The sequence below is a fragment of the Ramlibacter sp. G4-7 genome, from assembly GCF_057784995.1.
In genome coordinates, this window is sequence record NZ_JBYNTT010000001.1 from 530,781 (window position 1) to 544,113 (window position 13,333).

The following is a 13,333-nucleotide window of genomic DNA, read 5'->3' on the forward strand; positions in this document are numbered from 1 at the left end:
TCAGGCGTTGCACGGGGCTGGACCCCGTCAACGCCGAACGCCGTACGCCCATAATCGGGGGATGGCCAGTGCATCCCCTTCCTTCCTCGACCAGCTCTTCGACCGCGTCGGCCAGGCGCTGCAGCCTCCTGCGTGGATGGTGCAGGAAATGCAGCACCGCCTGGTGCTGCTGCTCAATCACGTGCTGCAGCAGGAACCGGAAGCGCAGGCGCGCCTGAAACGCCAGGCGGGGCGGCTGGTGGAGGCGCACTGGCGCCATTTCAATGTCCGGCTGCTCGCCACGCCGGCGGGCCTGCTGGACCTCGGCCCCGCGTCGCAGGCGGCCGACCTCACGCTGACGCTGACCGAGGAGTCGCCCTGGGCGCTGGCGCAGACCGCCTTGCGCGGCGACAAGCCGGCCGTGCGCATCGCCGGCGACGTGCAGCTCGCAGCCGAGGTGCAGTGGCTGGTCGACCACGTGCGCTGGGACCTCGAGGAAGACCTCGCCCGCGTCTTCGGCGACGCGCCGGCCCACGCCATGGGCGGCGCCATGCGGCGCATGGCCGAGGCCGTGCGCCAGTTCGCGGGCCGCGGACCGGCCGCGGCGCCGGCCGGCACCGCCGCCCCCGCGGCACCCGGCACTCCGGGGCAGGCAGGCGGATGACGCGCTACGTGCGCGCCATCGTCATCCTCTGGGTCATCCTCCGCTACGGGCTGGACGAGCTGGTGCTCTCCGGCTTCCGTCTGCGCGGGCTGGCCCGGATCATCACCTTCGGCCGCCGCAGGCAGCTCGATGCCCCGCGCGGGCAGCGCCTGCGCCAGGCGCTGGAGCACCTGGGCCCGATCTTCGTCAAGTTCGGGCAGGTGCTGTCCACCCGCCGCGACCTGTTGCCGCCCGACATCGCCGACGAACTTGCCCTGCTGCAGGACCGGGTGCCGCCGTTCCCCTCCGAGGTGGCGGTGGCGACGATCGAGCGGGCCTTCCGCCGGCCGCTCAACGCCGTCTTCGAGTCCTTCGAGCAGGAGCCGGTGGCCAGCGCGTCCATCGCGCAGGTCCATTTCGCCACCGCGCGGCTGCGCTCGGGCGAGGTGCGCGACGTGGCGGTCAAGGTGCTGCGGCCCGGCATGCTGCCGGTGATCGAGAAGGACCTGGACCTCATGCGCATGATGGCGCGCTGGGTGGAGAAGGCCTCGGCCGACGCCCGGCGGCTGAAGCCGCGCGAGGTGGTCGCCGAGTTCGACAAGTACCTGCACGACGAGCTGGACCTGGTGCGCGAGGCCGCCAACGCCGCGCAGCTGCGCCGCAACATGACCAGCCTGCACCTGGTGATGATCCCGGAGATGCACTGGGACTTCGTGCACCCGGAAGTCATCGTGATGGAGCGCATGGTCGGCATCCCCATCAGCCAGACGGAGCGGCTGCGCGAGCACGGCGTGGACCTGCGCCAGCTCGCGCGCGACGGCGTCACCATCTTCTTCACCCAGGTGTTCCGCGACGGCTTCTTCCACGCCGACATGCACCCGGGCAACATCCAGGTGAGCGTGGCCCAGGGCACCTTCGGGCGCTACATCTCGCTGGACTTCGGCATCATCGGCACGCTCACGGAGTTCGACAAGGACTACCTGGCGCAGAACTTCACCGCCTTCTTCCGGCGCGACTACAAGCGCGTCGCGGAGCTGCACATCGAGTCGGGCTGGGTGCCGCCGGGCACGCGCGTCGACGAGCTGGAGGGCGCGGTGCGCACGGTGTGCGAACCGTATTTCGACCGGCCCTTGCGCGAGATCTCGCTGGGCATGGTGCTGATGCGCCTGTTCCAGACCTCGCGCCGCTTCAACGTGGAGATCCAGCCCCAGCTGGTGCTGCTGCAGAAGACCCTGCTGAACATCGAGGGCCTGGGCCGCCAGCTGGACCCGGACCTGGACCTGTGGAGCACGGCCAAGCCCTTCCTGGAGCGCTGGATGATGGACCAGATCGGTCCCCAGAAGCTGTGGCAGGAGCTGCGCGACCAGGCGCCCCGCTACGCCAAGATCCTCCCCGAGCTGCCGCACCTGCTGCACCGCCGGCTGCGGCACGAGCGCGGCATCCTCAAGGAGGACGCCGATGAACTGATGGCGGAACTCCGCCGCACCAACCGGCTCCTCCAGACCATCATCTATTCCGGCCTGGGATTCGCCATCGGCATGGTGGGCATGCTCCTGTTGTTCCTCCGCATGCGGATCTTCTAGGCCGGGGGACCCTTCGGCATAATGCCGCGCAGCCCGACAGGTGCGGGAGAGAGGGGGTTGGGACCATGAATTACACGCTCGTTGCCTTTGTCGTCCTGTACCTGCTGGGGACCCTGGCGATCGGGGTCTGGGCCGGCACGCGGATCCACAACACCACCGATTTCGCGATCGCCGGCCGCCGGCTGCCCCTGATCATGGTGGTCACGACCACCTTCGCCACCTGGTTCGGGGCGGAGACGGTGATGGGCATCCCGGCGCGCTTCGTGCAGGGCGGCCTGAACGCCATCGTGGAAGATCCTTTCGGCGCCGGCACCTGCCTGATCCTGGTGGGCCTGTTCTTCGCCACCCGGCTGTACAAGCAGAACCTGCTGACGATCGGCGACTTCTACCGCCTGCGCTACGGGCGCGGCATCGAGGTGTTCTGCTCCCTGGCCATCATCCTGAGCTACCTGGGCTGGGTGGCGGCGCAGATCACGGCCCTGGGCCTCGTGTTCTCCGTGCTGACCAACGGCGCCATGTCGGAGACGACCGGCATGGTGGTGGGCACCCTGGCGGTGCTGGTCTACGTGGTGATCGGCGGCTTCCTGGCCGTGGCCTGGACCGACTTCATCCAGATGATCGTGCTGGTGATCGGCCTGGCCGTCATCGCGATCTTCTCCGCCGATCTGGCCGGCGGCGCCGACAAGGTGCTGGCCCTCGCGTCCTCCAAGGACCTCTGGCGCTTCTTCCCCGAGGCCTCCCTGACCGACATGGCCTTCTTCGTGGCGGCCGGCGTGACCATGATGCTGGGGAGCATCCCGCAGCAGGACGTGTTCCAGCGCGTCATGTCGGCCAAGGACGAGAAGACCGCCCGCAACGGCGCGGTGATCGGCGGCGCCTCGTACATCCTGTTCGCCTTCGTCCCCATGTTCATCGTGGCCAGCGCCGTGGTGGTGATGGGCGACAGCGCCATGGAGCTGGCCAAGAACGACTACCAGCGCGTGCTGCCCACCTTCGTGCTGACGAAGATGCCGCTCGTGATGCAGATCCTGTTCTTCGGCGCCTTGCTCTCGGCGATCAAGAGCACGTCCTCGGCAACCCTGCTGGCACCGTCCACCAGCTTCGTGGAGAACATCCTGAAGAACATGCGCCCCCGCATGAGCGACAAGGAGCAGCTGTTCGCCATGCGGGCGACCATCGTGACCTTCACCGCGCTGGTGCTGGCCTACGCCGTGGCGATGAAGGGCACCTCGATCTACGAGCTGGTGTCCACGGCCTACCAGGTCACCCTGGTCGGCGCCTTCGTGCCGCTGGTGATGGGCCTGTACTGGAAGCGGGCGACCACCCAGGGCGCCGTGTGCTCGGTGGCCGCGGGCGTGGCGGTGTGGGTGCTGTTCTTCCCGCAGGTGGGCGGCGAGGCGCTCGGCAAGGCCTTCCCCGGCCAGCTCGCCGGCCTGGTGGCCGCCTTCGCGGGCATGATCGCGGGATCGCTGATGCCGCAGGTCCTGAGGAACCGGCACGAGCTGGTGCACCACGTGGCGGGGATGCCGGCGCGGTGAGCGCCCACCCCGGCGATTTCCCCGCGGGGCTTGGTTTTCGGTGGGACACCTATAATTGAGGGCTTTGCATCCCACGACTGACACAGCCATGCCCATCTACGCCTACAAGTGCGGCTCCTGTGGCCACGCCAAGGATGTCCTGCAGAAGATTTCGGACGCCCCGCTGACCGAGTGTCCGGCCTGCGGCGCCGACCAGTTCGCCAAGCAGATCACCGCCGCCGGCTTCCAGCTCAAGGGCTCGGGCTGGTACGCCACGGATTTCCGCAGCAACGGTGCGGCGTCCGCCCCCGCCCCGGCGGCGGCCGAGAGCAAGCCCGCCGACTCCGGCAAGGGCGAGGCTCCGGCGTCCCCGGCCAAGACGGACGCGCCGAGCGCGTCGGCCGGCGGCTGCGGCGCGTCCTGCGCCTGCCACTGAAGCGATGCACGCCCTGCGCAAATGGTTGCTGGCGGGGCTGCTCGTCATCGTCCCGGTCGCCATCACGGTGGCGGTGCTGCGCTGGGTCATCGATACCCTCGACCAGACGCTGCTGATCCTGCCCGAGGCCTGGCGGCCTGACCGGCTGATCGGGGTGCACATCCCCGGCTTCGGCGTGCTGCTGACGCTGGCCATCCTGCTGATCGTCGGCGCCATCGCCAGCAACTTCGTCGGCCGCAAGCTGGTCAACCTGGGCAACCGGATGCTGGCCCGCATCCCGGTGGTGCGCGGCATCTATTCCAGCGTCAAGCAGGTGTCGGACACGCTGTTCTCCGAGAGCGGCAACGCCTTCCGCACCGCGGTGCTGGTGCAGTGGCCGCGCCCCGACGTGTGGACCATCGGCTTCGTCACCGGCGCCCCCGGCGGCGACGTCATGACCTACCTGCGCGGCGAGGAATACCTCAGCGTCTACGTCCCCACGACCCCCAATCCCACGGGCGGCTATTTCGTGATGCTGCGCAAGAGCGACTGCATCGAACTGAAGATGAGCGTCGACGAGGCGCTGAAGTACGTGGTGTCCATGGGCGTCGTCGTCCCGGCCACCGCCCCCGCGAACCGCTGAAGCCGGCGCTTCCCGCCGGCCCGTTTTCTCCCCGAGAGCTTTCCCATGTCCCAATCGATGCGTACCACCTACTGTGGCCTGGTGACCGAGGCCCTGATGGGCCAGACCGTGACCCTGTGCGGCTGGGTGAACCGCCGCCGCGACCACGGCGGCGTGATCTTCGTGGACCTGCGGGACCGCGAAGGCTACGTGCAGGTCGTGTGCGACCCGGACCGTCCCGAGATGTTCAAGGCCGCCGAAGGCCTGCGCAACGAGTACTGCATCCAGGTCAAGGGCGTCGTGCGCGCCCGCCCCGCCGGCACCACCAACGAGAACCTCAAGAGCGGCAGGATCGAGGTGCTGTGCCACGAGCTGACGGTGCTCAACCCCTCGGTCACGCCCCCGTTCCAGCTCGATGACGAGAACCTGTCGGAGACCACGCGCCTGATGCACCGCGTGCTGGACCTGCGCCGCCCGTACATGCAGAAGAACCTGATGCTGCGCTACAAGGTGACGATGGAAGTGCGCAAGTTCCTGGACGCCAACGGCTTCATCGACATCGAGACGCCGATGCTGACCAAGAGCACCCCGGAAGGCGCGCGCGACTACCTGGTGCCTTCGCGCGTGCACGACGGCATGTTCTTCGCGCTGCCGCAGTCGCCCCAGCTGTTCAAGCAGCTGCTGATGGTGTCCGGCTTCGACCGCTACTACCAGATCACCAAGTGCTTCCGCGACGAGGACCTTCGCGCCGACCGCCAGCCCGAGTTCACGCAGATCGACGTGGAGACCTCCTTCATGAAGGAGGAAGAGATCCGCACGATGTTCGAGGGCATGATCCGCAGCACCTTCCAGAACGTGCTGGGCATCGACATCGGCGCCTTCCCGGTGATGCAGCATGCCGACGCCATGCGCCTGTACGGCTCCGACAAGCCGGACCTGCGCGTGCAGCTGGAGTTCACCGAGCTGACCGACGTCATGAAGGACGTGGACTTCAAGGTGTTCTCGGGCCCGGCGAACGCCGAGGACGGCCGCGTGGTCGGCCTGCGCGTGCCCGCCGGCAGCGAGATGAGCCGCGGCGAGATCGACGGCTACACGGAGTTCGTGAAGATCTACGGCGCCAAGGGCCTGGCGTGGGTCAAGGTCAACGAGGTGGCCAAGGGCCGCGAGGGCCTGCAGTCGCCGATCGTGAAGAACCTGCACGACCGCGCGATCGCCGAGATCCTCAAGCGCACGGGCGCGCAGGACGGCGACCTGATCTTCTTCGGCGCCGACAAGGCCAAGGTGGTCAACGACGCCATCGGCGCGCTGCGCGTGAAGGTGGGCCACAGCGAGTTCGGCAAGGCCAAGGGCCTGATCCAGGGCGCGTGGAAGCCGCTGTGGGTGGTGGACTTCCCCATGTTCGAGTTCGACGAGGACGCGCAGCGCTGGAACGCGGTGCACCACCCGTTCACCTCGCCCAAGGACGGCCACGAGGACTGGCTGGAGACCGACCCGGGCCGCTGCCTGGCCAAGGCCTACGACGCGGTGCTCAACGGCATCGAACTCGGTGGCGGCTCGGTGCGTATCCACCGGGAGGAAGTCCAGAGCAAGGTGTTCCGCGCCCTGAAGATCGGCGAAGAGGAAGCCAAGGCGAAGTTCGGCTTCCTGCTGGACGCGCTGCAGTACGGCGCGCCGCCGCACGGCGGCATCGCCATCGGCCTGGACCGCTTCGTCATGCTGATGACGGGCGCCGAGTCGCTGCGGGACGTGATCGCCTTCCCCAAGACCCAGCGCGCCCAGGACCTGCTGACCCAGGCCCCGGGTCCGGTGGACGAAAAGCAGCTGCGCGAGCTGCACATCCGGCTGCGCAACCCGCAGACGGAGTAGGACCCTCCACCGCAGAGGCGCAAGGGGTTGCAGGGAGGCTTCCTTGCACATCCTCTGCTGCCCTGCGCGCCTCTGCGCTGATGGGATTCCCGGCAGAATGCGCCGGTGACGCCGCGCCCGTACAAGATCCCGCTCTCCGTCCTGGTCGTGATCCACACGTCCGCCCTGGACGTGCTGCTGATCAACCGGGCCGACACCCCGGGCACCTGGCAATCCGTGACCGGGTCCAAGGACCACGAAGACGAAAGTTTCCGCGAAACCGCGGTGCGCGAGGTCCGCGAGGAGACCGGCATCGACGCGTCCATCGGCACGCTGACCGACTGGAATCTCGAGAACGTCTACACGATCTACTCCCATTACCTGCACCGCTACGCCCCCGGCGTGTGGCGCAACCGGGAACACGTGTTCGGCCTGTGCGTGCCGGCCGGCACGCCCGTGACGCTCAACCCGCGCGAGCACACGGCCTGGCAGTGGCTGCCCTACCGACAGGCGGCGGACACCTGCTTCTCTCCTTCGAACGCCGAAGCGATCCTGATGCTGCCAGAATTCATTTCATGAGCGTCCTTCGCATCGCCACCTACAACATCCACAAGGGCGTGCAGGGACTGGGCCCGGCGCGGCGGCTGGAGATCCACAACATCGGCCATGCGGTGGAGCAGCTCGACGCCGACGTCGTCTGCCTGCAGGAGGTGCGCAAGCTCCACCGGCGCGAGGAACAGTACTTCACCCGCTGGCCGGAGCTGCCGCAGGCGGAGTTCCTCTGCCCGGAAGGCTACTCCGCCGTGTACCAGACCAACGCGAAGACCAAGCACGGCGAGCACGGGAACGCCCTGCTGTCGCGCTGGCCGGTGGTGACCCAGGGCCACGAGGACATGTCGGACCACCGGTTCGAGCAGCGCGGCCTGCTGCACGTGGAGCTGAAGGTCAAGCGCCGGGTGGTGCACGTCATCGTGCTGCACCTCGGCCTCATCGCCGGCAGCCGCGTGCGCCAGGTGGAGCAGATGGTGCGCTTCATCGAGCGCGAGGTCCCGAGCGGCGCGCCGGTCCTGGTGGCGGGCGACTTCAACGACTGGGGCGGCAAGCTGCGGCCGGTCCTGTGCGGGCATGGCTTCCGCGACTTCGTGGGTGAACGCGCCGCCACCTATCCTTCGCGGCTGCCCCTGGCGCAGCTCGACTATGTCTATGCCCGCGGCCTGAAGCCGGTCGGCATCGAGATTCCCCGCGGCCGCATCTGGTGGCGCATGTCGGACCACCTGCCGCTGATCGCGGAGTTCAAGCTGTAGTCCAGTGAAACAGGGAAATAGCACCCCCCGTGAGCGCCAGAAAGGCCGCAGGCCAGGCGCAAACCGCAGCCAGGTTGGACACCTGGCGAGGATTTGCAACAACGCATGCGGCCTTTCTGGCGCTCACCCGACGGGCCGGGGCGATAAGGGGCGCAGGAGGTCGTTGCGGTCCTTGCCCAGGCGGCCAGCCTGGGCTGCGAACCGCGCCTACTCCTGCGCCCCTTCTCGCCCCGGCGGGGGGTGCTATTTCCCTGTTTCACTGGACTAGCAGACGGCGCATGGCCCATCCGCCACCGCTGCGCGCCGGACACCACCTGCAACTGCTCGAGGGCAGCCGCGACTTCTTTCCCGCCCTGGTCACTGCGATCGACGCCGCCACCCGCGAGGTGATGCTGGAGACCTACATCTTCGACGCGACCGGCACCGGCGCGGAGATCGCGTACGCGCTGGAGCGCGCGGCCCGCCGCGGCGTGACCGTGCGCCTCGTCATGGACGGTTTCGGCACGCCACAGCTGCCGCCTTTCTGGCAGTCGCGCTTCGACGAGGCGCGCGTGCAGTGGGCCTTGTACCAGCGCACCGGCGCGCTGGGCCTGCTGTGGCCCGGGCAATGGCGGCGGCTGCACCGCAAGCTGTGCGTCGTCGACGGGACCGTGGGCTTCTGCGGCGGCATCAACATCCTGGACGATTTCCACGACCCCAACCACGGCCCGCTCGCGTCCCCGCGGCTGGACTTCTCGCTGCGCGTCGAAGGGCCGCTGGTGCCGCAGATGCACGAAACGATGCAGCGCCAGTGGGCCCGCATCGTCGCGGTGGGCCAGTTGAAGCGCGCCCACTGGACGGGCGCGCTGGAACTCTGGCGCGCCGGCTACCGGGCGGCGTCGCAGCCGCCGCCTGCGAACCAGGACGCGAGCAACGCCCGCGCGGCCCTGCTGCTGCGCGACAACCTGCGCAACCGTGCCGTGATCGAACGCGCCTACCTGCGCGCGATCGGCCGCGCGCGCAACGAGATCATCATCGCCAACGCCTACTTCGTGCCGGGCGGACGCATGCGCCGCGCGTTGGTGAATGCGGCGCGGCGCGGCGTGCACGTCGCCTTGCTGCTGCAAGGCCGCTACGAATACTTCATGCAGTACTACGGCTCCCGGCCGGTCTTCGGCGCGCTGCTGCGCGCCGGCGTCCACATCCACGAGTACGCACCCAGCTTCCTGCACGCCAAGGTCGCGGTGGTGGACGGCCGCTGGGCCACCGTCGGCTCATCCAACCTCGACCCCCTGAGCCTGCTGCTCGCGCGCGAGGCCAACGTGGTGGTGGAAGACGAGGGTTTCGCGCAGCGGCTGCGCGAACGCCTGGTGCACGCCATGCACGAGGGCGCGCGGATGGACCCCGCCGCGTACGAGCGTCGATCCGTCGGCCAGCGCGTGAAGGAGCGGCTGGCCTTGATGGTGATGCGGGCGCTGCTCATGATCCAGGGGAAGAAGTACCTGTGAGCGACCTCGTCGTGCAGCGGCCCGAGGGCTTGTATTGCCCGCCGGGCGACTTCTACATCGATCCCTGGCGCCCGGTGGCACGGGCCGTCATCACGCACGCGCACTCCGACCACGCACGCTACGGCAACGGCCACTACCTCGCCTCCGCTGCGGCCGAAGGCGTGCTGCGCGCGCGGCTCGGCGACATCGCGTTGCAGACGCTGCCTTACGGCGAGCGCATCGTGCACCACGGTGTGACGGTGTCGCTGCATCCGGCGGGCCACGTGCTCGGCTCGGCCCAGGTGCGGCTGGAGCACGGCGGCCAGGTCTGGGTGGCCAGCGGCGACTACAAGGTGGCACCCGACCCCACCTGCCTGCCGTTCGAACCCGTGCGCTGCGACGTGTTCATCACCGAATCCACCTTCGGCCTGCCGATCTACCGCTGGTGTCCCGACGACGAGTTGTTCGCGGACATCAACGCCTGGTGGGCCCGCAATGCCACCCACGCGCGGGCCAGCGTCCTTTGCTGCTACAGCTTCGGCAAGGCGCAGCGCGTGCTCAGCGGCGTCGACCCGTCGATCGGCCCCATCATCGTCCATGGCGCGGTGCGCCCCTTGAACGAGGCCTACCGCGCCGCCGGCGTGGCCTTGCCCGACACGCGGATGGTGACCGAGGTCAAGGACAAGGCGGACCTGCGCCGCTGCCTGGTGGTGTGCCCGCCCAGCGCCGCGGCCAGCCCCTGGCTGCGCCGCTTCGGCGACGCCCAGACCGCCTTCGCCAGCGGCTGGATGCAGGTGCGCGGCAACCGCCGTCGCGGCGGCTACGACCGCGGCTTCGTGCTGTCGGACCACGCGGACTGGCCCGGCCTGCTGGAGGCCATCACCGCCACCGGTGCGCAGCGGGTGATCGTCACGCACGGCAGTTCCGGCGCGATGGTGCGCTACCTCGCCGAACGCGGCCTGCAGGCCGGCTCCTTCCAGACCGAGTACGGGGACGACGTGGTCGAAGCGGACCTGCAGCCGGCGCCGGAGGCAAGCTAGTGCGCCGCTTCGCGAAACTGTTCAGCGAACTGGACGCGACGACGTCCACCAACGAGAAGGTCGAGGCGCTGACGCGCTACTTCGACGAGGCGCCCGCGCGCGATGCGGCGTGGGCGGTGTATTTCCTCGCGGGCGGCAAGCCGCGCCAGGTGGTCAAGACCGGATCGCTCGTCGCGCTGGCCTGCGAGATGGCCGCGATCGACGACTGGCTGTTCGACGAGTGCTACCAGTCCGTGGGCGACCTGGCCGAGACGATCTCGCTGGTGCTGCCCCGGGGTGACGCGCCCTCGGACGTCGGCCTCGCGGAGTGGGTCGAGGACCGCCTGCTGCCCTTGCGCGGCCTGCCCGAGGCGGAGGTCGCGGCACGGGTGGCGGGCTACCTGCGCGAGCTGGACGCGCTGGGCCGCTTCCTGCTGGTGAAGCTGGTGGGCGGCGGTTTCCGCGTGGGCGTGAGCAAGCTGCTGGTGCAGCGGGCGCTCGCGACGCATGCGGGCATCGATGCCAAGCGGGTCGCGCAACGCATGATGGGGTACACCGACGGCAAGGTGATGCCCTCGCCGGAGCGCTACGGGCAGCTGGTGGCGAAGGCGGAAGAGGGCGTGCCCGAGCAGCCGGACGCGGGCCAGCCTTATCCCTTCTTCCTCGCGCACCAGCTGGACCTGCCGCCGGAGCTGTTCGCCGCGCGCCTGGGGGACGTCGGCGACTGGCTGGTGGAGTGGAAGTACGACGGCATCCGCGGCCAGGTGGTCAAGCGCGCCGGCCGCGTGTGGGTCTGGTCGCGCGGCGAGGAGCTGGTGACGGAACGCTTCCCGGAGATCGAGGCGCTGGCCCAGGCGCTGCCGGACGGCACCGTCCTCGATGGCGAGATCCTCGTGTGGAAGCAGGGGGCCGACCCGGAAACCGGGGAACTCCTGGACCGCCCCGCGCCCTTTTCCCTGCTGCAGCAGCGCATCGGCCGCAAGAACCTCACGAAGAAGATCCTGGCCGACGCGCCGGTGAGCTTCATGGCCTACGACCTGCTGGAACAGGACAGCGCGGACGTGCGCGGCCTCACGCAGAAGGCAAGGCGCGATCGGCTCGAAGCCTTGCTCGCGGGCACGGACTTCAAGCTGTCGCCGGTGGAGACGGCGCCATCCTGGCTGGAATTCGCGCGCCGCCGCGAGCGCTCGCGCGAACTGGGCGTGGAGGGCTTCATGCTCAAGCGCCTCGACGCGGCCTATGGCACCGGCCGCACCAAGGCGGAAGGCCTGTGGTGGAAGTGGAAGATCGACCCCATGACCATCGACTGCGTGCTGGTCTACGCGCAGCCGGGACACGGCCGCCGCTCGTCGGTCTACACGGACTACACCTTCGCGGTGTGGAACCGGGCCCCTGCGGACAAGGAGGAAGCGGATGCGGTGGTCGAGGCGATCGCCCGCAAGGAGCCGCCGCAGCCCGACGCGCTGCAGCTCGTGCCCTTCGCCAAGGCGTATTCGGGACTGACCGACGAGGAGTTCCGCATGGTGGACGCGGTCATCCGCCGCACCACGGTGGACAAGTTCGGTCCGGTGCGCAGCGTGAAACCCGGCCTGGTCTTCGAACTGGGCTTCGAGGGCATCAACCGCTCCGGCCGTCACCGCAGCGGCATTGCCGTGCGTTTTCCACGGATGCTGCGGATCCGGCAGGACAAGCCCCTGCACGAGGCCAATACCCTGCAGGACCTGGAACGCCTGCTGGGTTCGTAGCGTCCATGCCGGGGTCGCAACCCCGGTGTTACAGTCCAACATGCTGATGAAAGCCGATCCGTCCAGCCAGCTCACTCCGGCCCTACCCGACGAGGGCGTGCCCATGTCCGCGAAGATCCGCGAGCGCGTGCTCGCGGCGCGCAAGCGCTTCCACTCCAACGACAACATCGCCGATTTCATCGAACCGGGCGAGATGGACAAGCTGCTCGACGAGGTCGAGGAGAAGATGCAGGCCGTGCTGGACAGCATGGTGATCGACACCACCAACGACCACAACACCGGCGACACGGCGCGCCGCGTGGCCAAGATGTACCTCAACGAGGTGTTCCGGGGCCGCTACGTGAAGCCACCCGCCATCACCGAGTTCCCGAATGCGGAGCACCTCAACGAGCTGATGATCGTGGGTCCGATCACGGTGCGCTCGGCCTGCAGCCACCACCTGTGCCCCGTCATCGGCAAGCTGTGGGTGGGCGTGATGCCCAACGAGCACACGAACGTGATCGGCCTGTCCAAGTACGCGCGGCTGGCCGAGTGGATCATGGGCCGCCCCCAGATCCAGGAAGAGGCCGTCGTGCAGCTGGCCGACCTGATCATGCGCAAGACCCAGCCCGATGGCCTGGCGATCGTGATGGAAGCGCGCCACTACTGCATGGCCTGGCGCGGCGTGAAGGATCTGGACAGCAAGATGATCAACTCGGTGATGCGTGGCGCCTTCCTCAAGGACGCCGCCCTGCGCCGCGAATTCCTCGCACTGATCCCGCAGAAGGACTGAATGCTGGTCCGCCTCCTCTACTGCAGCCGCGCCGTGGACACGGGCGCCGAGGCCATCGAGTCCATCCTGACGCAGTCCCGGCAGCACAACGCCATGACCGGCATCACCGGCATCCTCTGCTACGGCGGCGGCATCTTCCTGCAGTGCATCGAGGGCGGCCGCATGCAGGTGAGCGAGCTGTACGGGACCATCCAGAAGGACGCCCGCCACAAGGACGTCGCGCTGCTGCACTACGAGGAAATCTCGGAGCGGCGCTTCAGCGGCTGGAGCATGGGCCAGGTCAACGTGTCCCAGCTGAACCAGTCCATCCTCCTGAAGTACTCCGAGAAGCCGGAGCTCGACCCGTACGCCGTCTCCGGCAAGGTCTCGCTGTCGCTGCTCGAGGACCTCACGGCCACCGCCGCCATCTGCGGCCGCACCTGA

The 13,333-nt window shown here is 68.7% G+C and carries 13 protein-coding genes; all 13 read left to right on the forward strand.

Annotated elements, in window-relative coordinates; translation table 11 throughout:
- Positions 1-61 precede the first annotated feature (61 nt).
- The 13 genes from AC3EGR_RS02570 to AC3EGR_RS02630 all read left to right on the forward strand — a co-directional run bounded on the left by AC3EGR_RS02570 (position 62) and on the right by AC3EGR_RS02630 (position 13,333).
- Positions 62-643: a hypothetical protein gene (locus AC3EGR_RS02570; protein ID WP_488544862.1), complete on the forward strand. Its 582-nt coding sequence runs from the start codon at positions 62-64 to the stop codon at positions 641-643.
- On the forward strand, positions 640-2,205 hold the full coding sequence (ubiB, locus tag AC3EGR_RS02575) for a ubiquinone biosynthesis regulatory protein kinase UbiB (protein WP_488544863.1): 1,566 nt from the start codon (positions 640-642) through the stop codon (positions 2,203-2,205). Before AC3EGR_RS02570 ends, ubiB begins: the two co-directional genes overlap by 4 nt.
- A gap of 65 nt (positions 2,206-2,270) precedes the next feature.
- On the forward strand, positions 2,271-3,743 hold the full coding sequence (locus AC3EGR_RS02580; protein ID WP_488544864.1) for a high affinity choline transporter 1: 1,473 nt from the start codon (positions 2,271-2,273) through the stop codon (positions 3,741-3,743).
- 88 nt (positions 3,744-3,831) lie between these two features.
- Positions 3,832-4,158, forward strand: coding sequence for an FmdB family zinc ribbon protein (locus AC3EGR_RS02585; RefSeq protein WP_488544865.1), 327 nt, complete (start codon positions 3,832-3,834; stop codon positions 4,156-4,158).
- Between the two features lie 4 nt (positions 4,159-4,162).
- Positions 4,163-4,780, forward strand: coding sequence for a DUF502 domain-containing protein (locus tag AC3EGR_RS02590; RefSeq protein WP_488544866.1), 618 nt, complete (start codon positions 4,163-4,165; stop codon positions 4,778-4,780).
- A 45-nt stretch (positions 4,781-4,825) separates the two neighbouring features.
- Entirely contained in the window at positions 4,826-6,625 is a 1,800-nt protein-coding gene (gene aspS / locus AC3EGR_RS02595) for an aspartate--tRNA ligase (protein WP_488544867.1), read from the forward strand.
- Positions 6,626-6,730: 105 nt separating this feature from the next.
- Positions 6,731-7,183 (forward strand): dihydroneopterin triphosphate diphosphatase, encoded by a 453-nt coding sequence (gene nudB / locus AC3EGR_RS02600; protein ID WP_488544868.1) that lies wholly within the window; start codon positions 6,731-6,733, stop codon positions 7,181-7,183.
- On the forward strand, positions 7,180-7,908 hold the full coding sequence (locus AC3EGR_RS02605; protein ID WP_488544869.1) for an endonuclease/exonuclease/phosphatase family protein: 729 nt from the start codon (positions 7,180-7,182) through the stop codon (positions 7,906-7,908). The genes nudB and AC3EGR_RS02605 overlap by 4 nt, the downstream gene beginning before the upstream one ends.
- A 278-nt stretch (positions 7,909-8,186) precedes the next feature.
- A complete protein-coding gene (clsB, locus tag AC3EGR_RS02610; RefSeq protein ID WP_488544870.1) occupies positions 8,187-9,395 on the forward strand; it encodes a cardiolipin synthase ClsB in 1,209 nt (402 codons plus the stop codon).
- The gene (locus tag AC3EGR_RS02615; RefSeq protein WP_488544871.1) at positions 9,392-10,414 is read left to right on the forward strand and encodes a ligase-associated DNA damage response exonuclease; all 1,023 of its coding nucleotides are present in this window, start codon (positions 9,392-9,394) and stop codon (positions 10,412-10,414) included. The genes clsB and AC3EGR_RS02615 overlap by 4 nt, the downstream gene beginning before the upstream one ends.
- Complete coding sequence (locus tag AC3EGR_RS02620) at positions 10,414-12,138, forward strand: ATP-dependent DNA ligase (protein ID WP_488544872.1); 1,725 nt, start codon at positions 10,414-10,416, stop codon at positions 12,136-12,138. The genes AC3EGR_RS02615 and AC3EGR_RS02620 overlap by 1 nt, the downstream gene beginning before the upstream one ends.
- Before the next feature lie 40 nt (positions 12,139-12,178).
- Entirely contained in the window at positions 12,179-12,910 is a 732-nt protein-coding gene (folE, locus tag AC3EGR_RS02625; protein ID WP_488544873.1) for a GTP cyclohydrolase I, read from the forward strand.
- Entirely contained in the window at positions 12,911-13,333 is a 423-nt protein-coding gene (locus AC3EGR_RS02630; protein ID WP_488544874.1) for a BLUF domain-containing protein, read from the forward strand. It begins immediately after the preceding gene.

Coding starts and splice junctions, on each gene's coding strand:
- AC3EGR_RS02590 (WP_488544866.1), top strand. CDS start 4,163: ATGCACGCCCTGCGCAAATGGTTGCTGGCGGGGCTGCTCGTCATCGTC.
- AC3EGR_RS02570 (WP_488544862.1), top strand. CDS start 62: ATGGCCAGTGCATCCCCTTCCTTCCTCGACCAGCTCTTCGACCGCGTC.
- aspS (WP_488544867.1), top strand. CDS start 4,826: ATGTCCCAATCGATGCGTACCACCTACTGTGGCCTGGTGACCGAGGCC.
- AC3EGR_RS02630 (WP_488544874.1), top strand. CDS start 12,911: ATGCTGGTCCGCCTCCTCTACTGCAGCCGCGCCGTGGACACGGGCGCC.
- AC3EGR_RS02605 (WP_488544869.1), top strand. CDS start 7,180: ATGAGCGTCCTTCGCATCGCCACCTACAACATCCACAAGGGCGTGCAG.
- AC3EGR_RS02580 (WP_488544864.1), top strand. CDS start 2,271: ATGAATTACACGCTCGTTGCCTTTGTCGTCCTGTACCTGCTGGGGACC.
- clsB (WP_488544870.1), top strand. CDS start 8,187: ATGGCCCATCCGCCACCGCTGCGCGCCGGACACCACCTGCAACTGCTC.
- ubiB (WP_488544863.1), top strand. CDS start 640: ATGACGCGCTACGTGCGCGCCATCGTCATCCTCTGGGTCATCCTCCGC.
- folE (WP_488544873.1), top strand. CDS start 12,179: ATGCTGATGAAAGCCGATCCGTCCAGCCAGCTCACTCCGGCCCTACCC.
- AC3EGR_RS02585 (WP_488544865.1), top strand. CDS start 3,832: ATGCCCATCTACGCCTACAAGTGCGGCTCCTGTGGCCACGCCAAGGAT.